Annotated in this window: 20 protein-coding genes; 15 read left to right on the top strand and 5 right to left on the bottom strand. The window is 40.5% G+C overall.

Going from position 1 to position 24,680, the window contains the following annotated elements; genetic code table 11:
- Window positions 1-75: 75 nt before the first annotated feature.
- Window positions 76-2,964 (bottom strand): pitrilysin family protein, encoded by a 2,889-nt coding sequence (locus H4J59_RS03735; RefSeq protein WP_182236914.1) that lies wholly within the window; start codon window positions 2,962-2,964, stop codon window positions 76-78.
- Between the two features lie 163 nt (window positions 2,965-3,127).
- On the opposite strand from H4J59_RS03735, the gene H4J59_RS03730 reads away from it, so the two are divergent.
- Complete coding sequence (locus tag H4J59_RS03730) at window positions 3,128-3,958, top strand: SDR family oxidoreductase (RefSeq protein WP_259369379.1); 831 nt, start codon at window positions 3,128-3,130, stop codon at window positions 3,956-3,958.
- A gap of 128 nt (window positions 3,959-4,086) precedes the next feature.
- Here H4J59_RS03730 and H4J59_RS03725 read toward each other — a convergent pair whose 3' ends face one another.
- Complete coding sequence (locus tag H4J59_RS03725) at window positions 4,087-5,040, bottom strand: peptidylprolyl isomerase (RefSeq protein WP_182236912.1); 954 nt, start codon at window positions 5,038-5,040, stop codon at window positions 4,087-4,089.
- A gap of 320 nt (window positions 5,041-5,360) precedes the next feature.
- Here H4J59_RS03725 and H4J59_RS03720 point away from each other — a divergent pair, with 320 nt between their 5' ends.
- The 13 genes from H4J59_RS03720 to H4J59_RS03660 all read left to right on the top strand — a co-directional run bounded on the left by H4J59_RS03720 (window position 5,361) and on the right by H4J59_RS03660 (window position 19,560).
- Window positions 5,361-6,071, top strand: a complete 711-nt coding sequence (locus H4J59_RS03720; RefSeq protein WP_182236910.1) for a DUF445 domain-containing protein — start codon at window positions 5,361-5,363, stop codon at window positions 6,069-6,071.
- A gap of 504 nt (window positions 6,072-6,575) precedes the next feature.
- Window positions 6,576-7,763 carry an amino acid aminotransferase gene (locus H4J59_RS03715; RefSeq protein ID WP_182236909.1) on the top strand — a complete coding sequence of 396 codons (1,188 nt, stop codon included), beginning with the start codon at window positions 6,576-6,578 and terminating at the stop codon, window positions 7,761-7,763.
- Window positions 7,764-8,097: 334 nt separating this feature from the next.
- Window positions 8,098-8,502, top strand: a complete 405-nt coding sequence (locus H4J59_RS03710) for a VOC family protein (protein ID WP_182236907.1) — start codon at window positions 8,098-8,100, stop codon at window positions 8,500-8,502.
- Window positions 8,503-8,991: 489 nt separating this feature from the next.
- Window positions 8,992-9,615: a guanylate kinase gene (gmk, locus tag H4J59_RS03705; protein ID WP_182236905.1), complete on the top strand. Its 624-nt coding sequence runs from the start codon at window positions 8,992-8,994 to the stop codon at window positions 9,613-9,615.
- A gap of 74 nt (window positions 9,616-9,689) precedes the next feature.
- The gene (gene rpoZ / locus H4J59_RS03700) at window positions 9,690-9,965 is read left to right on the top strand and encodes a DNA-directed RNA polymerase subunit omega (protein WP_182233927.1); all 276 of its coding nucleotides are present in this window, start codon (window positions 9,690-9,692) and stop codon (window positions 9,963-9,965) included.
- 210 nt (window positions 9,966-10,175) lie between these two features.
- Entirely contained in the window at window positions 10,176-12,281 is a 2,106-nt protein-coding gene (gene spoT / locus H4J59_RS03695; RefSeq protein ID WP_182236903.1) for a bifunctional GTP diphosphokinase/guanosine-3',5'-bis pyrophosphate 3'-pyrophosphohydrolase, read from the top strand.
- A gap of 17 nt (window positions 12,282-12,298) precedes the next feature.
- Complete coding sequence (locus H4J59_RS03690) at window positions 12,299-12,688, top strand: RidA family protein (RefSeq protein ID WP_182236901.1); 390 nt, start codon at window positions 12,299-12,301, stop codon at window positions 12,686-12,688.
- Between the two features lie 80 nt (window positions 12,689-12,768).
- Window positions 12,769-13,479: a tRNA (guanosine(18)-2'-O)-methyltransferase TrmH gene (gene trmH, locus H4J59_RS03685; protein ID WP_182192387.1), complete on the top strand. Its 711-nt coding sequence runs from the start codon at window positions 12,769-12,771 to the stop codon at window positions 13,477-13,479.
- A gap of 41 nt (window positions 13,480-13,520) precedes the next feature.
- Complete coding sequence (recG, locus tag H4J59_RS03680) at window positions 13,521-15,608, top strand: ATP-dependent DNA helicase RecG (protein ID WP_182236944.1); 2,088 nt, start codon at window positions 13,521-13,523, stop codon at window positions 15,606-15,608.
- Between the two features lie 361 nt (window positions 15,609-15,969).
- Window positions 15,970-16,758 carry a bifunctional demethylmenaquinone methyltransferase/2-methoxy-6-polyprenyl-1,4-benzoquinol methylase UbiE gene (gene ubiE / locus H4J59_RS03675; protein WP_182236942.1) on the top strand — a complete coding sequence of 263 codons (789 nt, stop codon included), beginning with the start codon at window positions 15,970-15,972 and terminating at the stop codon, window positions 16,756-16,758.
- Window positions 16,759-16,762: 4 nt separating this feature from the next.
- The gene (locus tag H4J59_RS03670) at window positions 16,763-17,404 is read left to right on the top strand and encodes an SCP2 domain-containing protein (RefSeq protein WP_182236899.1); all 642 of its coding nucleotides are present in this window, start codon (window positions 16,763-16,765) and stop codon (window positions 17,402-17,404) included.
- A 9-nt stretch (window positions 17,405-17,413) separates the two neighbouring features.
- Window positions 17,414-18,979, top strand: coding sequence for a ubiquinone biosynthesis regulatory protein kinase UbiB (gene ubiB, locus H4J59_RS03665; protein WP_182236897.1), 1,566 nt, complete (start codon window positions 17,414-17,416; stop codon window positions 18,977-18,979).
- 101 nt (window positions 18,980-19,080) lie between these two features.
- Entirely contained in the window at window positions 19,081-19,560 is a 480-nt protein-coding gene (locus H4J59_RS03660) for a DUF1456 family protein (RefSeq protein ID WP_182236895.1), read from the top strand.
- 36 nt (window positions 19,561-19,596) lie between these two features.
- On the opposite strand, the gene H4J59_RS03655 is transcribed toward H4J59_RS03660, so the two are convergent.
- Window positions 19,597-20,583 carry a GGDEF domain-containing protein gene (locus H4J59_RS03655; RefSeq protein WP_182236893.1) on the bottom strand — a complete coding sequence of 329 codons (987 nt, stop codon included), beginning with the start codon at window positions 20,581-20,583 and terminating at the stop codon, window positions 19,597-19,599.
- A 128-nt stretch (window positions 20,584-20,711) separates the two neighbouring features.
- Window positions 20,712-22,730 carry a DNA helicase Rep gene (gene rep / locus H4J59_RS03650; RefSeq protein WP_182236891.1) on the bottom strand — a complete coding sequence of 673 codons (2,019 nt, stop codon included), beginning with the start codon at window positions 22,728-22,730 and terminating at the stop codon, window positions 20,712-20,714.
- A 177-nt stretch (window positions 22,731-22,907) separates the two neighbouring features.
- Between rep and H4J59_RS03645 the strand changes: the two genes are divergently transcribed.
- Entirely contained in the window at window positions 22,908-23,159 is a 252-nt protein-coding gene (locus tag H4J59_RS03645; protein WP_182137143.1) for a ubiquinone biosynthesis accessory factor UbiK, read from the top strand.
- Window positions 23,160-23,374: 215 nt separating this feature from the next.
- On the opposite strand, the gene yddG is transcribed toward H4J59_RS03645, so the two are convergent.
- Window positions 23,375-24,301, bottom strand: coding sequence for an aromatic amino acid DMT transporter YddG (gene yddG / locus H4J59_RS03640; protein WP_182236889.1), 927 nt, complete (start codon window positions 24,299-24,301; stop codon window positions 23,375-23,377).
- Between the last annotated feature and the right edge of the window lie 379 nt (window positions 24,302-24,680).

Raw genomic sequence — 24,680 nt, 5'->3', positions numbered from 1 at the left:
ATAACGGATGATGTTAACGTTCAAAGTAGGCGTATAAAATAGAGGTATAAAGTTAGCTTTATACCTTACATAGCCCTATTGAAATACCGCATCAACAGCGATCACTTCAACATTTTCACTCGGTAACTTGAGTTTATAGCTTTCGATAATTTTATCGCTGGCTAATAACTCAGCTGGTTTTTCAGCGTTATATTTCAATGATGAAACTTGCTCTGACAACAAGCGTTTTTTCATGTCTTCGCCGTCACCTGAAATAAAGACATAGTGAATATTATCAGTTTGTAAGTTTTCTTTAATCACTCGATTGACATCGGCTAAGGATAATTTAGCAAATTGCCCACGTACATAATTAACAAATTCTTCAGTTTGATAAAACTCACTATCAAGGGCGTAACCTAGTTGCTGATCTTGGCTCGCTACTAGTTGTGGCGCATAGTTAGTTAAATAATTACGCGTTGCTTGAAAGTCTTTTTCGCTCATCCCCTTTTCAATTAGCTTGTCTAATTCGTATAACGCGGCCCGGGTCGCAAAATGGGCGTCATTATTTGAACGTAATGGTCGCAGCCATACTTGAAAAATTTGACTAGAACGGCCTAAGTTTGCATCTGGCTTAGTTTGATACATGCCACGCGGGAAATATTCGATATATGAATAATCACCGTAGTTCATACCACGTGCTTGGCGTATTTGTTGATACAAGTAGCTATTTGAGCTTCTGTGTTCACCAAAGTATGAACGCACTAACCATAGCGCGGCCCAATCTGTATCGTTACGCATAGTATCGATTGGAAAACCGAATGAAACCGCGGTTGATTGCGCATTTTTTTCAACTATGGTCGCATGATGACCTTTTAACACCGGTGCTTTTGCAATGCTTAAGCGTTTTTCATCACCCACAGGTAAGGTTGCAAAATCACTCAATAATTGGGCTTTTAAATCACGTGGCAGTGCGCCCGTTATACCCACATGCAATTTAGCCTGCGTAAGTTGTGCGTGATAAAAAGCCTGCACATCATCAAGGGTAATCGCTGCTAAATCAGATAAGTCGCCGCTATTATAATGCGCGTAAGCGTGACCTTGATAAAGTTCGCTATAAAGCACTTCTTTACCTAACTCTTCATCATTAGACGATTTTAGTCCTGATTTAATACCGTCAATTAACTCTTTTTTCAGACGTTTAAAGTCATCTTCGCGCCAGCCTGGGTTCAGTAATTGGTCGCTGATTAATTGATACCAAGGTTGTGCATTGTCTTTATGCACACGACCCGTAAACGAGATCATTTCTTTATCTAGCTGAGACGAAAACTGTCCAGCTAACGGATATAAACCTTGTTGTATTTCTTTATAGCTACGCGTTTGTGAGCCACCTTGGGTCAACATACTTGCCATTAATGCCGCAACGCCTTTTTTACCTGCGGGATCAGCCGCGGCACCGGTATAAAACAAAAAGTTAACATCAATCAATGGTGAGTCATTGGTATTATCTAATAGCGCAAATTGTGCTTTACTCGCTGGCGTTTTTTTCACTTCACGTTTTGCCACCGCCGCGTTTAAATCAACTTCTTGCTCAAAACCCGTCACCTTATCTAATGCCGATAACGTAACAGTCGTGCGGTTATCATCAATAAAATATTTATTAGCGATACGCTTAATATCGTCAGCGGAGATATTATCGAAGCTGTTATAAAGGTGATTAATCGTTTCAGGGTCGCGATCAAAGTGCATGTAGCTTGCTAGGGTTGAAGCAATTGACTCTGAAGAGTCTAAGCTATTGACGAAGCTATATTTTAAGTTCGATTTTAAATTATCAAGCTTTTCTGTTGAGACTAATTCAGTACGCGCTTGCGCGTAAGTTTGATTGATGGCATCACGCACAATCGCTAAATCTTTTTCTTCGTTCACTTTAATAAAAACGTGACGTAAACCGGCATCTTTTGTCGCGGGATTGTAGTTAAACATTTGGCTGGCCAACTGCTTGTCAACGACGAGTTCTTGATACAAGGCTGAGTTATTGGAAAAGTATAATTCAGAGATTAAATCTAATGCCGCGCGATCTTTTTTCTTGGGTTGCCAATCAGCCCCTTTATATGACACTAATAACCAATGGCCCGGTAAACCGTCAAATTTTTCATGGACATATTTCGCGGCTTGTTGTTTTGGCTCTGGCGTAATGTCATTAACAAAATCACCCCTTTGCCAATTACCCCAATGTTTTTCTACCATTGCCATAGTCGCTGCGGGCTCGACATCGCCAACAATCACTAACGAAACATATTCAGGCTTATAAAACTGTTTAAAGAACTTTTTGCCATAAGCAACTTGCTCAGGCATAGCTTCTACGTCTTCAAAAAAACCCATGGTAGTATGTTTATAAGTATGGCTGTCAAAGGCCTCTTTACGCACAGCAGCGAGTAATTTACGCACAGGGCTGGCATTGTTTTTTAAGTATTCACCTTTAACCGTTAATGCTTCAGTTTTAAATTGTGCTTCGGTGTAAGTTAGGTTTTTAAAATGATCTGCTTGGATCTCTAATACTTTATCTAAGTGATCTTTAGAGAAATCTAAATGATAATTAGTGTAATCGTTGGTGGTGTAGGCACCATTATCAACACCGGCATTTTTAAATAAATCAGCATAAACCGCTTGTGGGAATTTTTCTGAGCCTTTGAACATCATATGTTCGAAAAAATGTGCAAAGCCGGTTTTACCCACTTCGTCTTCATCACGAGAGCCAACTGAAACTGGAATTTGCACAGAAACCAGATCAGGATAATCGGTTTTTACAATCAGCACGCGTAAGCCATTGTCTAATTCTTTAAAAACATAATTTTGACTGAATACTTTGTTGGTATTGGTGGCAACGGCGGCACTTTGTGCTGTTGAATTTTGATTAGTTTGGGTGGCTATACAAGCCGAAAGCGTCAAGCTGGCCACAATGGCCACTGCTAGATATTTTATTTTCATTATCAATCCCTTTATTGTTATGCTGATATCTTATGAAATTGATGATGTTTTTTCACTATTTTCAGCATAAATTTAGCCAATAGTCTGTAACAAAATACATACATCATCAATGCCACCAAACAAATTAAGCCGCAATGCCGTCGCGATAAAAAGAGAACTGAGCATGATGAATAATAATTTTATAGATAAAACCGTTATCATTACTGGCGCCTCTGCCGGTGTGGGCGCTGCAACGGCAAGAACTTTTGCCCACTTAGGGGCGAATTTAGTCTTAGTGGCTCGTGGACAAACCGCATTAGATAAAATTACTGAAGAGCTAGCAAGGACAACATCGGTCATCAATATTGCCATGGATATTAACGACCCCAGCGCCAATGCAAGTTTGCTGGTAAAAGCAGCGCAGGCCTTTGGTTCGGTTGATGTATTGATCAACAATGCTGGTTTTCATCAACGTGGTGAGGTAGCAAGTAACCACGCAAATGATCTAGCCAAAATGGTTGATGTTAATTTACGTGCGCCGATTCAATTGTCGTGCTTAATCTTGCCGTATTTACGCAAAGCCGGTGGCGGTGCAATAGTTAATGTTGGCTCGCTAGCCGGTAGAACGCCGTTGCAGGGCGCGGCAACTTACGCGGCAACAAAAGCAGGCTTGCGAGCATTTACTTACTCGTTAGCCGATGAGCTAAAAGGGACAGGGATTTATGTTGGCGTGGTTTCACCTGGACCTATTGATACCGGTTTTATTATGTCAGAAATAGATCAGGTAGAAGACATAGTATTCTCACAAGCCATGAGTAGTGCCCAACAAGTTGCCGATGCTATTGTTAGTATTGCCCGCGGTGAAGCAACTGAAATATCCTTACCCAGAGCCAGTGGTTGGTTAACAACCGTGTCTTATCTTTTCCCGACACTGCGCAGAGTATTACGACCAGCACTCTATCGCAAAGGCCGCAAAGCGAAAGAGCAATATAAGCAAGGTAACACTAAGCCTTAGTATTAGGCCTTAGTATTAGGCCTTAATATAAAACCTTAATATAAAACCATAATATAAAAACTTAGTGTAAAACCATAATCAGTCGTGCTATTTATCTACGTTGAAGCCGTACTTTAATGAAGGTAGCGTTATTGAGCGAGTAAGCGGGTTAATACTGGCGTTTGACAGACATCAAGTACCGCGGGTGGTTTTTTAAAAAAGAAAGCATCGTCACGTTTAATACGCTCAGTTAATTTAGCGGCAAACAATTTACTTTCGGTATTTTTCACCGCTAAATGAATTTGTTTTTCTGCGGGGACATCTGCCATCATTTGCATCGATACAATGGGCGTATAGTCAGCACTTGCTACTTCAGTTTCACCCTCTATGGTCGCGGTGCGTGTTATCGCTTGTATATGATTCATGCCATAAATAACGCGACCAAATATGCTCATAATACGATCTAAATATCTTGGCGCTTGACCATTAGTAATATAAAAATGACTAGAGCCTGAATTGGCATCGTTACCACGTGCCATGGCAATAATGCCCGGACAATGCGTTAACCAAGCAGTATCTTCGCTAGGGTTATGAGCCAGCGCAAAGCCGTCTTTAAAGCCAGTTTGCTCGGCAAATAAATCCTTGTTTTGCACTAAGGTAAACCGCCAATTTTTATCGGTTGGCCATTCGCCTTCAAGTGCTAACAAAGGTACTGAGCTATCAAGGCTGCTGTTTTCCTCGGGGCCAGCCTGAGCAACAAAACCATCAATAACCCGATAAAACTTGTTGCCATCGTAATGCCCAGCCTGGGTTAAACGCGTAAATTGTTCAACATGCCTTGGCGAGAATTGTGGCGCTAACTCAATCACGACTTCACCGTAAGGTAAGCTTAACAACACCATATTTTCAATAGCGACTGTGCGCCATTCATCTTGATTATTAGTCTGTTGGCCAGCGACGGGTGTTATTGTGTTTTCTTTAATCTCTTGTTTGGCCTGTATTGTGGTACTTAATATTAGGGTGCTTAATATAATGAGACTTAACGACAACGTTAAGCGGTAAAAAATTATCAGCGGGCTTAAAAACAGCTTACAAAATTTCATGAAATCCCTTTTTCATTTTTTATCTAACATTAGATAACGTTATCTAATTATGTGATTGATTGTTTAATATTTCACCAGGAATTGCAAACCAAAAGATAAAATTTACCGCCAGTTTTTAGCAAAAGTAATATCAAATAAATGAATTATTGGCGCAACAGCAGGCAATTGATACCATATAGCAAAATGAGCAATAGCCAGAGGATTCATGATTTCCCCATTTAAAAGGGTTAAAATAAAAAATGGCTGTGTTATAAAATTTATAAGTAGCCCACTTAATTAATCAAATCGTTATAACTGACCTTAACATTGACGGAGTTTTTGTGAATAAAAGTTTTATCACCAACTTTTTAGCCTTAATCGCTATTATTATTGGCTATATTGTCAGCAACAATATTATTTTTACCATAGGTTTATTTGCCTTGTCTGGTGCAATAACCAATTGGCTTGCTATACACATGTTGTTCGAACGTGTGCCTTTTTTGTACGGCTCAGGGGTTATTCCCGCGCGCTTTGAAGACTTTAAAATTTCTATTCGCGCTTTAATGATGGAGCAATTTTTTACTGAAGAAAACATTGACCGTTTTTTAGCCGGTAACGACAACCCGGCCACAGCCATTAATCTTGCTCCCGTTATTAATAAAGTCGATTTATCACCGGCCTTTGATAATTTAGTCATCGTTATCGAACAGTCTTCTTTTGGTGGCATGTTAGCTATGGTAGGTGGCACTGAAGCACTACAACCTATGCGAGAGCCCTTTATTGAAAAAATGCGCGCATCGGTCATTGAAATTAGCCAAAGTGAAGACTTTAATGCCATTCTTCGGGAAGAGTTAGAACAACCTAGCATCATGGCAGGCATGCGCGATAAGGTAAGCGATATTATTGAAAAGCGCCTTAATGAATTAACGCCACAACTGGTCAAAGAAATTGTGCAGAAAATGATCCAAGAGCACTTAGGTTGGCTAGTGGTTTGGGGTGGTGTATTTGGTGGTATTATTGGCTTTATTGCCGCCATAGCAACCAAGTTCTAAAGCATCTGCTTTGCTCATCAGCAGTCAGTAACCACATAATTGTTACTGACTACTTTGCTCTAACCGGCTGATTTATTACTCAGGTCGCTTGCAAGCTCATTCACCCGTTTAGTCAAGAAGTTAATGTCGCTAATGACATAGCTTAATTACTAAGTTAAAAAAGTAACTCATAAAGTTACTAATAAAGTCACTAAAACTTTCATTATATGAAAGTTTAGCTCGTCTAGCGTTTAAAGCTAAACCAATAAATAGACAGCTAAAATCTTGCCGTAATCACAGCCGATTCAATCCCCTAGCTATATTTGTTTATTAATTAATCAGCGATAACTATCTGTTATCAACTAGACTTTTTTCGGCTATTTAGGGTGGAAATTTTTAATCTTTATGCTTTAATTTTCGCCTGATAGCCGTTATGCTAGCGCTTTAATAACAGGGATTAATGCCACAACTCCAAGCTCGGAGTTCAACCGCTCAGCTCCCTCTCTTGTAAAAGGTACACCCAAAATGTTTGGTCGCTTATCAGCGTTGCCTGCCGATCCTATTTTAGGCTTGTTGGCTAAATATCGTGAAGATTCAAATCCTAAAAAAATTGACTTAGGTGTTGGCGTTTACAAAAATGAAGCCGGCCACACGGCAGTTTTACAATGTGTAAAAGCCGCTGAAAAACATCGCCTCGATACTGAAGATACCAAGGTTTATATTGGTCCAACAGGTTCAGCACTTTTTAACGAAGAAATGGCTAAATTAATTTTTGGTCATCATAAAGTGTTGCTAGAAAATCGTGCGCGTACCATTTCTACTCCGGGTGGCACAGGGGCATTACGTGTAGCGGCTGAATTTATTAATTCATGTAAAGCAGGTGCAACTATTTGGGTAAGTAACCCAACATGGGCGAATCATACCGGTGTATTTCAAGCCGCAGGGTTAAATGTTAAAACTTATCCCTATTATGACTATGAAAACAAAACCCTTGATTTTGATGGCATGCTAGCGGCATTAAAAGAAGTTAAAGCTGATGATACGGTATTACTACATGCTTGTTGTCATAACCCAAGTGGTATGGACTTAAGCAACGAGCAATGGCAACAAATTGTTGAAGTGGCAAAAGATATTGGCTTTTTACCACTGATTGATATGGCTTACCAAGGTTTTGGTGAAGGCTTAGACGAAGACGCTTACGGTCTACGATTAATGGCTGATAGCGTTAAAGAAATGATCGTTTGTAGCTCATGTTCAAAAAACTTTGGTTTGTATCGTGAACGTATTGGCGCTTGTTCTATTATTGGTGAAAGCTCACACAGTGTTGATATTGCTAATTCAGTATTACTCAGTGTGGTGCGTTGTATTTATTCAATGCCGCCAGCACATGGTGCGGCTTTAGTAGAAACTATTCTGCATTCAGACGAGTTACGCGCCCAATGGCACAGTGAACTACAAGAAATGCGTGACCGCATTAACGGCAATCGCCAGTTACTAGTAGATAAACTGATTGAAAATGGCGTAACGCGCGACTTTAGCTTTATTCCACGTCAAAAAGGCATGTTTTCTTTCTTAGGTATAACCCCTGAGCAAGTACAACAATTGCAAGACGAATACAGTATTTATATGGTGGGTTCAAGCCGTATGAGTATTGCCGGCATTGCTAATCGCAACGTTGACTACTTAGCGCAATCAATCGCGAAAGTGCTATAAGTTATGATTAAAGCACTCCATGCATTAATATAATGTGTGGAGTTATTTTCTATTTTACTCGCAACAGACCACTCTCAACCGACCACCAGCATAACGCCCAAAGATAACTGCATTTTTAAAAATTTCTTGCCAAGTATTTTTCAGATTTACCTCATCTCATTAACAAACAATTTCACTAAGCTAAAGTTAATTTCAGCAGCAGTATATTTAAAAAATAAAAACAAGAAAGAGAATGAGTATATAATATGTTAAGCCAGAAAAATTATCGCGTCATGAAAAACCTAACATGAGTCTAAGGCAATCAGTGCCGCAAGTTTTAGCAAAGGATATATTGATGATTAAACCCAAAGCAATAGATCATATCGTATTACGCACAGTCCAATATCAGGCGCTTATTAACTTCTACTGCGAGGTTTTAGGTTGTGTTGTAGAGCGCACATTGCCAGACGATATCGGTTTAACTCAACTCCGTGCTGGCTCTGCTCTTATCGATATAGTTGATGTAAATGCCGCCTTAGGTAAAGCTGGCGGTCAAGCGCCACAAGCCACCGGCAACAACCTTGAGCACTTCTGCCTGCAAATAGAAAAATTTGATGAAAACAAATTAACATCTTATCTCCAAGGTAAAGGGGTCGAGGTGGGTGAATTTGAAGAAAGATATGGCGCGCAAGGTATGGGCCGTTCACTCTATTTAAAAGATATTGCCGGCAATAACATTGAACTGTGTGCCGCTAAATAAAATAAAGCGTTAAGAGCGATTAAGCTTTAGGAGCTAGCCACTGCTGTATCGATGTTGAGCACTTTAAAAAGTATAATGATCATTAGGGTCACCAATCAGGTGATCTGGTTTACGTAAAATGGCTCAAACCATTAAACGCAACTTATCCAATTATAATGGCGCTATACAAATCATTTCTTATAAAAAGACCAGTATTGAGCAAATTATGTAGCAAGCGGATGAAAGCTTGCATTGAGTTGAAAATGACACTCGAAATACTTTTGACCTGTTCGAACCTGATCAAAGCAATCAGCAAATACCTTTCGACATTGTCTGATTCAAGAAAAAGCATCACGCCTTGCCAAGACAAATTAATGGGAAATCCGCTAAATTTTAGTTATAGTGCGCGTTATTAACACTGACTACGCCAATTGAAATAGTGCGCAATTCATGACAGTAATTGGCCTTACTATTAGTAGCTGTGATTTACTCAGCTACCAAGGATAAATTGTGACAACTAAAGGCAACCTTTTCATTCTATCTGCCCCTAGTGGCGCAGGTAAATCGAGTTTAATCTCCGCTTTACTTAAACAAACATCAGCAAGACCCATGCAAGTGTCTGTTTCGCACACAACGCGCGATCCTCGTCCCGGTGAAGCCGACGGTCAACACTATCACTTTGTTAGCAAAGAGCAGTTTAAGCGTGCCATTGCGGATAAACACTTTTACGAATACGCCGCGGTGTTTGGTAACTTCTATGGCACCAGTGAAATAGCGATAGATCAACAGCTTGCACAAGGCATTGATGTTTTTCTTGATATTGACTGGCAAGGTGCACAGCAAGTTAGAATAAAAAAACCAGACGTAACCACCATCTTTATTAGCCCACCATCAAAACAAGCATTAGAAGACCGCTTGCGTGGCCGTGGCCAAGACAGTGAAGAGGTTATTCAAGCACGTATGGCGCAAGCAAAAGCAGAATGTTCACACTATCAAGAATTTGACTACATAATTATCAATGATGATTTTCAGCAAGCCTTAACGGACCTGACCACAGTAGTAAACAATCAACGTTTAAAGCGCAGCCAACAAGTTTGCGAGCATCAAGGCTTATTTGCAGAATTATTAGCGTAGAGCGCTTGCTTACTTACCGTTAGATCAAGTAAACTACGCGACTATTTTATAAATTTAATTGCTGGAGTGACCACATGGCTCGCGTAACTGTTGAAGATGCCGTAGAAAAAGTCGGTAATCGTTTTGATTTGGTGCTAATTGCATCTCGTCGTGCTCGTCAAATTGCTACGGGCGGAAAAGACCCATTGGTTGATCCTGAAAATGACAAACCAACAGTAATAGCTTTGCGTGAAATCGAAGCCGGTCTTGTTACCACTGCAGTAATGGACAAGTCTGATCGTCATGAACAAGTACAACAAGATGATGAAGAATTAGACAAGATTGCAGCCATTGTTGGTGGCAATCAATAATATTCGCTTACGTTTAACGTTAATTGCGACATAAAAAACGCGTAAATTACCTCATAGTAATTTACGCGTTTTTTATTATCTGTTAGGTTTGAGTAAATTAATAATAAAAATTCGTGCTAGCGCGCTTAAACATTGGCATAGCGGCAAAATAATCGTATTCTAAACTTATCGCTAAAAGCTGAGCCACTCTCATCATTAAGGAATTACTGAGTGTACCTTTTTGAACCATTAAAAAAACACGTATCAAGTTATCTATCAAAGGTACAAATTGACCTACTAAAGCAGGCCTATATTGTTGCGCGTGAAGCACATGACGGCCAAATGCGCTCAAGTGGTGAACCTTATATAACGCACCCAGTGGCCGTAGCACTTAATCTTGCGAAAATGCATTTAGATCATGAAACTTTAATGGCCGCTTTGCTACATGATGTGATTGAAGATACCGCGACTACCAAAGACCAGTTAGCTGAATTATTTGGCCATACGGTGGCAGAGCTGGTTGAAGGTGTTAGTAAACTCGACAAGCTCAAATTTGATAATAAAGAAGAAATGCAAGCGGAGAACTTTCGCAAAATGGTTTTGGCCATGGTGCAAGATATTCGTGTTATTTTAATCAAACTCGCTGATCGCACCCACAACATGCGAACTTTAGGGGCATTGCGACCTGATAAACGTCGACGAATAGCCCGTGAAACATTAGATATCTATGCGCCAATCGCCAATCGCTTGGGTATTCATGACATTAAAAATGAACTGGAGGCTTTAGGCTTTGAAGCCCTCTATCCGATGCGCGCACGAGCATTAAAGTCAGCCGTAAAACAAGCACGTGGCAACCGTAAAGAAATTATCAACAATATCCAAGCAGAGTTGACCAGCCGCCTAGCGGAAAGTGGCATTAAAGCTGAAGTTGTTGGTCGAGTAAAGCACCTTTATTCCATCTATAAAAAAATGAAAAATAAAGAATTAATGTTCAATGAAGTCATGGACATTTATGCCTTTAGAATTATTGTCGGTGACAAAATTGATGACTGCTACCGCGCTTTAGGGGCCGCCCATAATTTGTATAAGCCCATTGAGTCACGTTTTAAAGATTATATTGCCATCCCAAAGACTAACGGCTATCAATCACTGCATACGTCTTTAATTGGCCCTCATGGTATTCCCGTTGAAATTCAAATTCGTACCCACGATATGGATCAAATGGCCGATAAAGGTGTTGCCGCGCACTGGTTATATAAACAAGACGGCAAAGACACCGGTACTACAGCGCAAATGAAAGCACGTCGCTGGATGCAAAGTTTATTAGAATTACAACAAAGTGCGGGTAGCTCATTTGAGTTTATCGAAAATGTAAAATCAGATCTTTTTCCAGAAGAAATTTACGTTTTTACTCCCGACGGCCGTATTATCGAATTGCCTATGGGGGCAACAGCGGTCGATTTTGCTTATGCAGTGCATACCGATGTTGGCAACTCATGCGTTGGCGTAAAAGTTGAACGTAAACCCTATCCATTAAGCCAACCCTTAGATTCAGGTCAAACGATCGAAGTGGTGACCTCTTCTGCTGCCCGACCTAACGCAACTTGGCTTAACTTTGTCGTTACCGCAAAAGCGCGCTTGCAGATTCGTACCTACTTGCGCTCACAAGAAAAAACCGAGTCCCTTGCCTTAGGTCGACGCTTACTCAGCCACGCTCTTGGGACCACAAAACTTGAAGACATTGCCGCAGACAAACTGTGCCAAGTGGTTAAAGACACCGGCAATAAAACCACTGAAGAATTACTGATCAATATAGGTCTTGGTAATGCATTAAGCATAGGTATCGCTAAACGTTTAAAAGACGAATTTACTGACGAGTCTGATATACAACCAAAGACTAAAAATAAAATGCCAATAAAAGGCACCGAAGGTATGATGGTCAGTTATGGTAAGTGCTGTAGACCTATTCCTGGTGATTCTATTTTGGCTTATTTAAGTCCTGGTAAAGGCTTAATGGTACACCAACACGGTTGTAGAAATAATAAAGGTCATGAACAAGGTAGCTTGTTCCCAGTCCGATGGGATACAGATATTGACCGCGATTTTATTGCCAAATTACGTATCGAAATTCTCAATCATAAAGGTGCACTTGCCGCCTTAACCAGTGTTGTTGCCCGTTGTGGCTCAAATGTTCACACACTGAATTCTGGTGAGAAAGAGTCTGGACTGTACCTGATTGATATAGAAATTACCTGTCGGAACCGGGTGCATCTTGCCAAAATCATCCGAAAAATTAAAGTCATGGGCGACGTTCAACGCGTTGTGCGTAACAAATAGGAAAGCTTAGGAACACTATGAAAACAATTATTAATACAGAAAACGCTCCCAGTGCAATCGGAACCTATAGCCAAGCGGTAAAAGTCAATAACACCGTCTATCTATCAGGCCAAATTCCCTTAGTACCTGAAACGATGAAAATTATTTCTGAAGATTTTGCTGAGCAAACACAACAGGTATTTAAAAATATTGTCGCCGTATGCGAAGCGGCAGGCGGCAACATCAATGACATGGTAAAAGTGAATATATTTTTACAAGATTTAGCCAACTTCGCTACGGTTAACGAAATTATGAGCCAATATTTTCAACAACCTTATCCAGCAAGAGCAGCGGTACAGGTAGCACGTTTGCCAAAAGATGTTGCCATCGAAATTGACGGTATTATGGAATTACCTAATTACAGTTAACATCAAGCCATAACACTACTTACCGGCAAGTAACACGGATAAAAGCTTGCCAATATTTTACTCAACGTTAGAACCAGTATATGACTCCGGATAGACTACAAAGAATTAACAGCATGTTAGATCAACGCCAACCTGATTTAACTGTATGTATGGAAGGTGTGCACAAAACTCATAACCTAGCTGCCGTCGTTCGCACGGCAGATGCCGTTGGTGTTAGTGATGTACATGCCGTATGGAAAAATGAAACCATGCGCATATCTGGCGGCAGTGCGGCAGGTAGTCAAAACTGGATAGAAGTGCATAATTATAACCGTACCGAAGACGCAATTACCGAGTTAAAAAAGCAAGGTATGCAGGTGCTGGTAACTAACTTGTCAGCTACAGCTGTCGACTTTCGTGAGATTGACTATACCAAACCAACCGCTATTATTCTTGGACAAGAAAAGTTTGGCGCTTCGGCTAAAGCACTTGAAATGGCTGACCAAGACATTGTTATTCCTATGGTGGGCATGGTGCAGTCATTAAATGTTTCTGTTGCTTGTTCAGTGGTGTTATATGAAGCCCAACGCCAGCGTCAAGCGGCGGGGTTATATCAACAACCCAGAATAAGCCAACAACGCCGTCAACGGATATTATTTGAAGGTGGCCATCCTATTTTTGCTACCGCCTGCCAACGTAAAGGCTTAGCCTATCCAGAGATCGATGAAGCTGGACAAATTGTGGCATCAGAGCAATGGTGGCAGCAAATGCAAATGACCCAAGCTGCTTGGCAAGATATTGATAACGAATAAATTTCAAACTTATATCAAAGGAGTCAGCGGTGCCTCGTGCAATGGAAGCATTAACTAATTTAGCCCAAATCCCCGTCACTACTTTAAAAGGTGTCGGACCCGGTATGGCCACTAAGTTGGAAAAAATTGGTCTAGTGTCACTACAAGACTTGCTTTTTCATTTACCGCTGCGTTATGAAGACCGCACACGTGTTACCGCGGTGCGTGATCTTATGCCCGGTCTCTTCACCAATATTATTGGCGAAGTTACCCAAAATGAGATAATACAAGGCAAGCGCCGAATGATGCTAGTCACTATCAATGACGGCACTGGCAGTATTAATCTACGTTTTTTTCACTTTTCTGCTAGTCAAAAAAATAGCCTAGCTGTCGGACTCAATATCCGCTGTTACGGTGAAATCAATCGTGGCATGCGTGGCTTTGAAATAGTACACCCAGAATATAAAGCCCTAGATCAAGATCAAGCCTTAACCGCCGCTGAAGAAACCCTAACACCGGTGTATTCAACCACGGACGGTTTACGACAAATTTCTTTACGCAATCTAACCGAACAAGCATTAAAGCACTTGCAGAGCGGCAAAGTAGAAGAATTATTGCCGGTTGAAATTAGTCATCAACAATATAGCTTAGCTGAAGCACTCGCCTTAATTCACCGGCCGCCTCCAGAGACCTCAGTGGTATTACTGGAAGATGGCAAACATCCAGCACAGCTTAGGCTGATCAAAGAAGAATTATTAGCCCATAACCTCAGCATGTTAAAATTACGTGCCGCCAATGATCATCACCCCGCGGTTGTTTTGGCTATAGACACTCAACTAGAGAAAAACTTTTTAGCGTCACTGCCTTTTACACCGACAGGCGCACAAGCAAAAGTGACGGCAGAAATACGCACTGACCTGTTAAAACCTATGCCCATGATGCGTTTAGTACAAGGTGACGTAGGTTCCGGCAAAACACTCGTTGCCGCATTAGCTGCATTAACCGCGATTGGCCAAGGTTTTCAGGTGGCCTTAATGGCGCCAACAGAAATATTGGCAGAACAACATGCGATTAATTTTGAAAAATGGTTTGGGCCACTGACTATTTCAGTCGGTTGGCTAGTGGGTAAAACCAAAGCCAAGGCAAGACGCCATGCCTTAGAGCAGATCGAAAATGGTAATATGCAAATGGTTATTGGCACGCATGCTTTGTTTCAAGAGCAAGTGATATTTAACAAACTAGCCCTGATTATTATTGATGAACAACATAAGTTTGGCGTCCACCAGCGTTTATCTTTACGTGAAAAAGGCGCATGGCAAGGCCATTACCCACATCAGTTAATCATGACAGCTACGCCTATTCCGCGAACTTTAGCCATGACAGCTTATGCAGATTTAGACACTTCAGTGATTGACGAATTGCCACCGGGACGAACCCCTATTACCACAGTTGCCTTGCCGGACAGTCGTCGAGATGATGTTGTTGAACGCATTCGTCAAGGTTGCACCAAGGATAACCGTCAAGTCTATTGGGTGTGTACGCTAATTGAAGAGTCCGAGGTATTACAATGCCAAGCCGCCGAAGATACTGCGGTGTATTTGCAAGCACAATTATCCGCCTTAAAAGTTGGTTTAGTGCATGGCCGAATGAAGGCAGATGAAAAACAAGCCGTGATGGAGCGTTTTAAGCTTGGCGAACTTGATGTTTTAGTAGCAACAACCGTTATTGAGGTGGGTGTGGATGTGCCAAATGCGAGCTTAATGGTCATTGAAAATCCTGAACGTTTAGGCTTAGCACAACTACATCAATTACGCGGCCGTGTTGGTCGTGGCTTAGTGGCTTCTCATTGTGTATTAATGTACAAAGCACCTTTGACTAAAACTGCTACCAAACGCTTAAAAGTGCTCAGAGAAAGTAACGATGGCTTTGTTATCGCGCAAAAAGATCTCGAAATTCGCGGGCCAGGTGAATTACTTGGCACCAAACAAACCGGTTTGGCGAATCTAAAAATTGCTGACCTGCAACGTGATGCCCACTTAATACCAGAAGTACAACAAGATGCACACCTGATATGGCAAAAATACCCAGAGCAAGCAAACTCGCTCATTAATCGCTGGTTAGCCAACCGTGAAAAATATTCTAATGCCTAAGACTTAGAGCTGTTCACTTGGGTAAATGATCCTATTTATCCATGGCCTTTCAAGCGAAAAAATAGCGGTAAAAATTACTTATTGATAAGCTTTTTCGATCCTGGTTTTATCTTGTACCCATGCAATTAACCCAGTGTTCTACTTTTTCCTGCAAAAAATGGCTAAACTTAAGGCATAAAGTTTAATCAGCCGTGATGTGACTTATCAAGTTTATAACACCGTAGTTTTTCATTTTAATCGTTAAAAATGAACAGCTAATTAATCAACTTGCTATTAATAACCGCCACCGTGATCTCAAGTGTTAATTAATCTAAAAAAATGCGGTAAACTAAGCTTAATTATAGTTAACAGCGAAATCATGATGTCTTCACACGATCAAAATCATCCGATTAATAATGACAATAGTGACGAAAAAACGACCCATTTTGGCTTTCAAACGGTCGAAAAAAATGAAAAAGAGTCGAAAGTTGCCAGCGTGTTTCATTCTGTTGCTCAGCAATATGACGTGATGAATGATTTAATGTCATTTGGCATTCATCGCTTATGGAAACGTTTTACTATCGATGCCAGTGGCGTACGTCCGGGTAATAAAGTACTAGACTTAGCTGGTGGTACCGGCGATTTAACGGCAAAGTTTTCTCAACTTGTTGGCCGTGAAGGTAAAGTCATATTAGCCGATATCAATAGCTCAATGCTCAATGTTGGGCGTGATAAATTGCGTGACCGTGGTTTAGTGCAAAATATTGAATACGTGCAAGCCAACGCGCAATATTTACCGTTTGAAGATAATACCTTTGATATTATCACGATAGCTTTTGGTTTACGCAATGTGACCGATAAAGACATGGCATTGCGCTCTATGTATCGTGTGCTCAAACCGGGTGGCCGTTTATTAGTCTTAGAGTTTTCAAAACCAGAACATGAGTTAGTCAATAAGGCCTACGATTTCTATTCTTTTAACATCTTACCTAAAATAGGTGAGTTAGTGGCAAAAGACGGTGATAGTTACCAATATTTAGCCGAGTCTATTCGCATGCACCCTGATCAAGAAACCCTGAAAACCATGATGGATGCCGCTGGCTTTGAACAAACCAGTTTCAAAAATTTAACCGGTGGGGTGGTGGCACTGCATAAAGGTTATAAGTTTTAGCCTTATGCCTCAAACTATTAGTCAGCAACTCATGTTTGCTCAAACCCTAAGTGCGATACTTGAAACCGTTATCAATCAGTTTCTGAGCTATAATCTGCACGGTATTCGGGCCTTAAAGCCTTTGTCTGAGAAAACACTCACCATTAAACTGGCAGAATTACCGTTTCCTTTAAGCTTTACCGTTAGTAATGAAAAAATTCATGTTAGCAGTAATAATGAACATAACGACTGCTGTTTAATCACCAGTATCAGCAGCTTAATTGAGTTAAAAAAAGAGCAACAACTGACGGATTTAATTAAAAAAGATAAACTCGATATTCAAGGTGATTTAAAAGTAGCTCAGCGCTTTGCTGACATTGCCCAAACACTTGATATTGATTGGCAAAGTGAGTTAGCCAAACGTATTGGTGATATTCCTGCCTACAAATTAGGCCAACTGGGTCGCAAGCTATTAAAGACCTTAAACTTTGCTGGGACAAAAATTCAAACAGATGCCAGCGAGTGGCTAATACATCAGAAGCGCCTAATCATAACAGCCACTGAAATGTCTTATTTTAATCAGGATGTTGAAGATGTAGAACAACAAGTTAGTGCTTTAAGCCAACGACTTGATCAATTAACTAAACACATAAGCAAATTATCATAAGGGTCTGTGGTGAGCAGTAAACGTTTATACAAAATAGTAAAAACCTTTCTTCAGTTTGGGCTTGATGAGCTTCTACCTGAAAAGTACCTGCCATGGTATATAAAAATATTGCGCAGCTCATTGTTTTGGCTGAAAAACAAACACCAAGACAAAACTGAAGCTCAGCGCTTTCGAATGGCTATAGAGTCATTGGGCCCGGTATTTGTTAAGTTTGGCCAAATGCTCTCAACCCGTCGAGATTTATTGTCAGACGACTTCGCCAATGAATTAACCTTATTGCAAGATAAAGTCGCTGCGTTTGCTGGCGAAGATGCCGAAAAAATTATTATCGCGGCTATTGGCGCAGAAGTTTTTGCAGAACAATTTAAAGATTTTGACTTAACGCCTTTAGCATCAGCCTCTATTGCCCAAGTGCACACCGCTACCTTGTTACAACAAGATGGCGAGCAAGAGGTAGTGTTAAAAGTATTACGACCTAATATTACAGCAACCATCATCGCTGACCTGAACGTAATGTCACTGTTTGCCAAAATAGTTGCTCATTGGTTACCCGACGGCAAACGCTTACATCCTCTAGAAGTGGTCGCTGAATATAAAAGAACCATTTTAGAAGAATTAGATTTAAACCGTGAAGCGGCTAATGCTATGCAATTAAAGCGTAATTTTAGCCAAGGGCGAGATAGCGATAAGGTGCTTTATGTGCCTGAAGTCTACAGCGAATATTGTTCGAAAAATGTCATGGTAATGGAACGTATTTATGGCATAGGTGTTGGTGAAGTTGAGACCTTACTAGCAAAAAACGTTAACATGAAATTACTCGCTGAACGGGGCGTTGAAGTATTTTTCACTCAAGTATTTCGAGACAGTTTTTTTCATGCTGACATGCACCCAGGGAACGTATTTGTTGATGCAACAAAGCCAAATGACCCCACTTGGATTGCCATTGATTACGGTATTGTTGGTACCTTAAACCGCGAAGATAAGCGCTATTTAGCGGAAAATTTTGTGGCTTTTTTTAACCGTGACTACCGTAAAGTGGCACAATTACATGTCGACTCAGGCTGGGTACCCAGTGACACTAGTGTTGATGAATTTGAGTTTGCCATACGGACAGTATGCGAGCCCATCTTCAACAAACCTTTGTCTGAAATTTCTTTTGGTCAGGTATTAGTCAATCTTTTTAATACCGCACGTCGCTTTAATATGGAATTACAACCCCAGTTAGTCTTACTGCAAAAAACCCTACTCTATATCGAGGGCTTAGGCCGACAGCTTTACCCGGCTTTAGATCTTTGGCAAACCGCCAAGCCATTTTTAGAAAAATGGGTCAAAGAACAAATGGGTATCAAAGCGGTTATTAAGAAAGTAAAAGACAACTTACCCTTTTGGAACGAAAAACTGCCCGAGATACCTGACTTAGTCTACGATTACTTAAAAACTAATCGAGCAGCACAACGTCAGCAACTAATAACATTGAAACAAATACAGTTGCAACAACAGCAACACAGCAAGCAAATAACCAAACTGGTCGTTATAGCCACGCTGGTTATTTGCTTGACCATTAGCTTTACTTAATAACCATTTGAGAGTGACTAGATACAGGGCCAGAACCCAGTACTTTAGGTTAAGTCTTGAGTCTAAGTAATAAAAAACAAATTAATTCAACAGGATCAAACATGACTAACAACGAAGTTTTACACCACATTCGTTACATATTTAGCTTAAACAATGAAAAAATAGCCGCTATTTTTCAATTGGCCGCATGCCCACAAAGCGATGAAGAAATTAACAATTTTTTCCGAAAAAATGGTGAACAAGCCTTTGCTCGTATTGCTGATAATACCTTAGCGAGTTTTCTTGATGGCTTAATAATAGAATGTCGAGGAGTAAAAGAGGGTGCGCAAGCGCAGTTGGATCAGCCAATAAATAACAATATTGTCTTTAACAAAGTAAAAATCGCTCTCGCGTTAAAAGCTGAAGATATTATTGCCTTGTTAGATTCTGCTGAATTAACCTTAAGTAAACATGAACTCAGTGCTTTTTTCCGTAAACCTGAGCACAAACACTTCCGCGGTTGTAACGATGACACCTTATTGAAATTTTTTAATGGCTTACACTTAAAAAATCATCAAGCTATTGTAGAAATAAAAGAGTAATAGCGACTTAATGATACTAGCTAGGCTATCTAGGGTCTAGCTAGCCTTCTCTGCCACTGTTTTCTCTACCACCACACAATTACGGCCACTATCTTTTGCTAGATATAACGCCGCGTCTGCTCGACTGATCCAAGCTTCAGCGGTTTCATCCGCTCGATATTGTGCGACACCAATTGAAACGGTTACTGCGATATCATCTACAAAAGTAGACTCAGCTATTAAGGTGCATAATTTTTCAGCGACCGGCTTCGCTTCAGCTAAATTGACGTTTAAGGGTAAAAGAATAAACTCTTCACCGCCATAGCGATATAAATCATCCAGAGATCTGCTATGTTTTTGAATCAAAGCGACTAACTCAACCAACACTTTATCGCCACTTGCATGGCCATAATTATCATTAATTTGCTTAAAGTGATCTACATCTACTAATAATAGCGAAACGTTTGAGTAAGCTCTCTTTTGATTGATTAGGATTTTTTCAAGTTTGATATCTAAAGCCCGTCTATTACCTGACAAGGTTAAGGGATCAATACTGGCTAACAAGGTTAACTTACTGTTGGTTTTATTATAGTTATCAAAAATAACATAAGAAAACACCGCGGTTAAAAACAAGCTGAAATTGAGAGTTAAAAACTCTAAAGTACTGCTGGTGGGAAATAATGTGATGGCAATTAGCATAATAGCGACAAAACATATAATGCCTGCCGATCGTGCGGATAACATATAGAAAAATGCGATCATTGAAGGGTACAACCAAAATAAATGTGATTGTCCACGTATAGCCACGATAGTCACAATAGCAATAGAAAGGAAGATGGCGAGTGTCAGTTTTGCAGTATTGACCTTGCGGGTATAATAAACAAAGACAAAGAAAACAGCGGTCGCAAGCATAAGTGCGGCATCGATAGACGCCATGACCATATCACCATCAAGCCAACGTAAATAGATAAAGGGTGAGATGGTAATAGCGGCAAACGCACTGAATATCAGTAGCATTTTTTCTGCTGCTGAACGATTTTTCATTTAACTTCCTCGTACTCTACTGGTTATTTTCTTGAAGATATTAATTTAACCATCAACTTTTAAGATAAATAATTCATATATTGAAGTTGATAGTGAAAATTGATAAATAAGAGCCATCGCAGTTTATATTATTTTTTATCTTTTAACATCTCACGTAAACCCGCTACACCCATTTTTGCCGTGGCTTGCTTTTTTTCAATACTTTGCTTGGTTTGCGTTAATTCCCAGCTCAAATCATCTTGTGGTAATTCATGTAAAAACCGACTAGCTTCTGTACGAGAAACTTCGCCATACTGGCGCCGTTCTCGTGCATAAGTAAATATTAACTCTCGCTTGGCCCGTGTAATGCCCACATAGGCTAAACGACGCTCTTCTTCTACATTACCCTCATCCATACTGGTTTGATGAGGCAATAAACCTTCTTCCATGCCAATGAGAAAAACATAAGGAAATTCTAAGCCTTTTGAACCATGCAAGGTCATTAACTGAACTTGGTCAGTATCTTCTTCATCCTCATTGCGCTCCATCATGTCACGTAAGGTTAAGCGCGTAACCACTTGCGCTAAGGTCATCGGCTCTTCATCTTCTACACCTTCGAGCATCTGCGTTACCCAGCTAAACAACTGGGTCACGTTTTTCATACGCATTTCAGCCGCTTTTGCGCTCGGTGAGCTATCGTATAACCAATCTTCATAGTTAATTTCACGCACCATTGAGCGCAATACCACAGAGGTATCGCCACGCTCGGCATGATCGGCGGTTTCGACTAACCAACGGGTAAATTTTTGCACACTGATTAGGCCGCGACCACCCAGATGTTGCTCTAAGCCTAATTCGAAACTTGCCGCAAACATGCTAATTTGGCGCATATTAGCGTAGCTACCCAGTTTTTCTAGCGTGGTGGGGCCAATTTCTCGGCGCGGAACATTCACAATCCGTAAAAAGGCATTATCATCATCTGGATTTACTAATAGCCTTAAAAACCCCATCATGTCTTTGATTTCAGCACGAGAGAAAAATGAGGTGCCACCGTTAATTTTATAAGGTATACGGTTGGTCATTAGCGCTTTTTCAAGTAAACGCGACTGATGATTACCACGATATAAAATCGCATAATCTTTATATTTACTCTTATTTAAAAAGCGGTGGCCGATTAATTCACCCACTACTCGCTCAACCTCGTGGTCTTCATTTTTAGTTTGCAGCACCCGTAACGCCACGCCGTAATTGAGTTCACTAAATAGCGCTTTGTCATAAACATGAGGGTTATTAGCAATCAGCGTATTGGCACATTTTAAAATACGGCCACTGGAACGGTAGTTTTGCTCAAGCTTAATAAGCTTAAGATTGGGATAGTCTTTACCTAATAGCACTAAATTTTGCGGTTTAGCGCCACGCCATGAGTATATTGATTGGTCATCATCACCTACTACGGTCAACAAGCCTTGCTCACCGGTGATCTGCTTGATTAATTCATATTGACTGGCATTAGTATCTTGATATTCGTCTACTAACATATATTGAATTTTTTGCTGCCAACGCGTCCGTACTTCTGGGTAATTTCGCATTAACAGTGTTGGAATTAAGATCAAGTCATCAAAGTCTAGCGCGTTATAGGCTTTCATATGCTTTTGATACAGCGCATAAAATTCGGCAAACAGTTGGGCATCAGCATCACTAGCATGTTTCATCGCGGCGTCTGGCAGGAACAATTCATTTTTCCAATGGGAAATCATTGTCTGTAATTTATTTAATAAATCTTTATCGCCCTCAAGTTGCTCTTGGGTAAGTTCCTTTAATAATGCCAGGCTGTCTTGATCATCAAACAAAGTAAAGCCGGGCTTGTAACCTAAGGTTTTTAATTCTTTACGAATAATGTCTAAGCCCAATGAGTGGAAGGTAGAAACGGTTAAGCCACGGGTTAGTGACTTATCCATCATCTTAACCACCCGCTCTTTCATTTCACGGGCCGCTTTATTGGTAAAGGTTACCGCCGCAATATGTTTAGCTTTATAACCGCAATTTTGAATTAAGTACGCAATTTTCTGACAAATAACCCCAGTTTTACCACTGCCCGCGCCCGCTAATACTAAGCATGGACCTTCAACATATTTTTTTGCTTCATTTTGACCTGGGTTTAATTTCATTGCTGGGCTTTAACTCAATTGATGAATAAGATAGTCGGCCGTCGATTTTACCTGTTTTTATAACAAGACAACATCAACTTTCTCTCTAGTTAGGTAATTTTTTAGCAGCTTTAATGCAGATATTATGACGAAAAGCGCTTACAATAACTTTACTATTTACCAAAAAAGAACTTTCTCATGATTAGTGCTAAAAAAATAGAAGAACTCGCCAAACAAGTCACTGATTCAATGCCTGACGGGTTAAAAGATTTTGCCAATGACATGGAAGATCGCACTAAAATGGTTTTGCAGCGTAAATTGTCACAACTTGACGTAGTCACTCGTGAAGAATTCGATGTGCAAACCCAAGTGTTAATTAAAACCCGTGCTAAATTGACCGATCTTGAAGCAAAAGTTACGGCCTTAGAAGTAAAGTTAGCTGAAAAATAGCACTGTGTTTACCGCCTTAAAGTACATGTATTTTAGGCACTATTAGTTTAGTGTAAATATCTAGCGCAATTTAACTATTGTTGTTGGAGCAATCGAAGCAAGGGTAAAGAAGTTAAAATGATGCACAATTTCTTGGTAAGCGTGCATCATCAGGATTAGTCGGAACAACCGGAAACTAACAGGTAAGAGTCTATGAATTCCCAAGAAAGGCTGACTTAGTCAGCCTTGATATACTCGGCATCCACTATCGCTGAAGAAGGTTTATCTCGAGTAAACCACCAGCAAAGCAAGGAAGCAACTGTCACCATCACCACACCTTGCCAAAATGTAACCGTCAGTTCAATATCCAAAATCAATGCCGAGAAGAAAGTCGACAATAGCGGCGTGAAATACGACAGGGTAGCCAGAAGCATCATATTGCCGCCAATAATACCTATATTCCATAATGCGTATCCGCTGCCCATGGCAATGCCCGTTATCACCAGATCAATCACGGCGCTAGACGTGAAAGCAATGGCAGGTTCATCACTGATAAAATAGGTTACCCACAACGCCATCGCAGTTGCCATAAAGAACCAGGTAATCGCATTTTTACCGTTCGCAAGTTGCTTGGTGACACTGCAGTAAAAAGCCCAAATAAAAGCTCCCGCCAGGGCCATTGAATAACTTAAAGGATTTGTCGCTATGTTGCTAGCCAGTTGACTGATCGAAATTCCCTGATCACCCCCCACAGTCCAAGCCACACCAAAAAATGATAAAGCTATCGCCGGATAAAGTCTTTTATCGACGGGTTTGTTGCTGTGCAAGACCGCGAGCAATACCACTAAAGAGGGCCACAAATAATTAATTACGCCCATTTCCACCGCTTGAATGCGGTTATTAGCCATCCCTAACGCAAGCGATAAGCAAATTTCATAGCTGACAAACAACGAACCGCCGATCAGAAGGTATTTTAACGAGAAAACTTTAAAACGCGGTGCACCAAGGAATATCAACAGAAACACGGCACTCACTGAATAAATCATTGCTGCCCCCCCAATAGGGCCCAATTGCTCTGCCACATTGCGCACCAAACCTACCGTTGTGCTCCATATTAAAATGGCTAAGCAGCCTGCAAGCGTATATTTATGTGAGTTAATCAAGATAATTCCTTTTGTGTCCGTGTAGTGTGTTGGCTAGATAATGCAGGCTAACAAATAGCCGTTGTTGTAGAAAGAGCAATGGCTATAGCAAGTGAAATAAATTGAGAGTTAATTACGATTTGCTGTATATATAGAAGGGCTAGCCACTTAGCTCGACCAACCACTAAATGTTGTGATTCCTTTCTTTTGTCATTTAGGTTTTGTTGGTGCGCATTCCTGACATTAACTATAGTTTGTTCTTTAGGTCAACTGATAGCCCAGCCTGTGTGAAAACGTTTTGATCACTTTTTCGAATAAGCACCGAATACTTATGATCAATCAATCTCAAAACAAGATAATAAATCACTCTATATTTGCTATAATATTCATTAGGTTAATT

Origin of the sequence: Colwellia sp. MB02u-10 (assembly GCF_014077185.1) — a bacterium.
Taxonomy (GTDB): domain Bacteria; phylum Pseudomonadota; class Gammaproteobacteria; order Enterobacterales; family Alteromonadaceae; genus Cognaticolwellia.
This window is presented reverse-complemented; position numbering and strand designations above follow the sequence as displayed.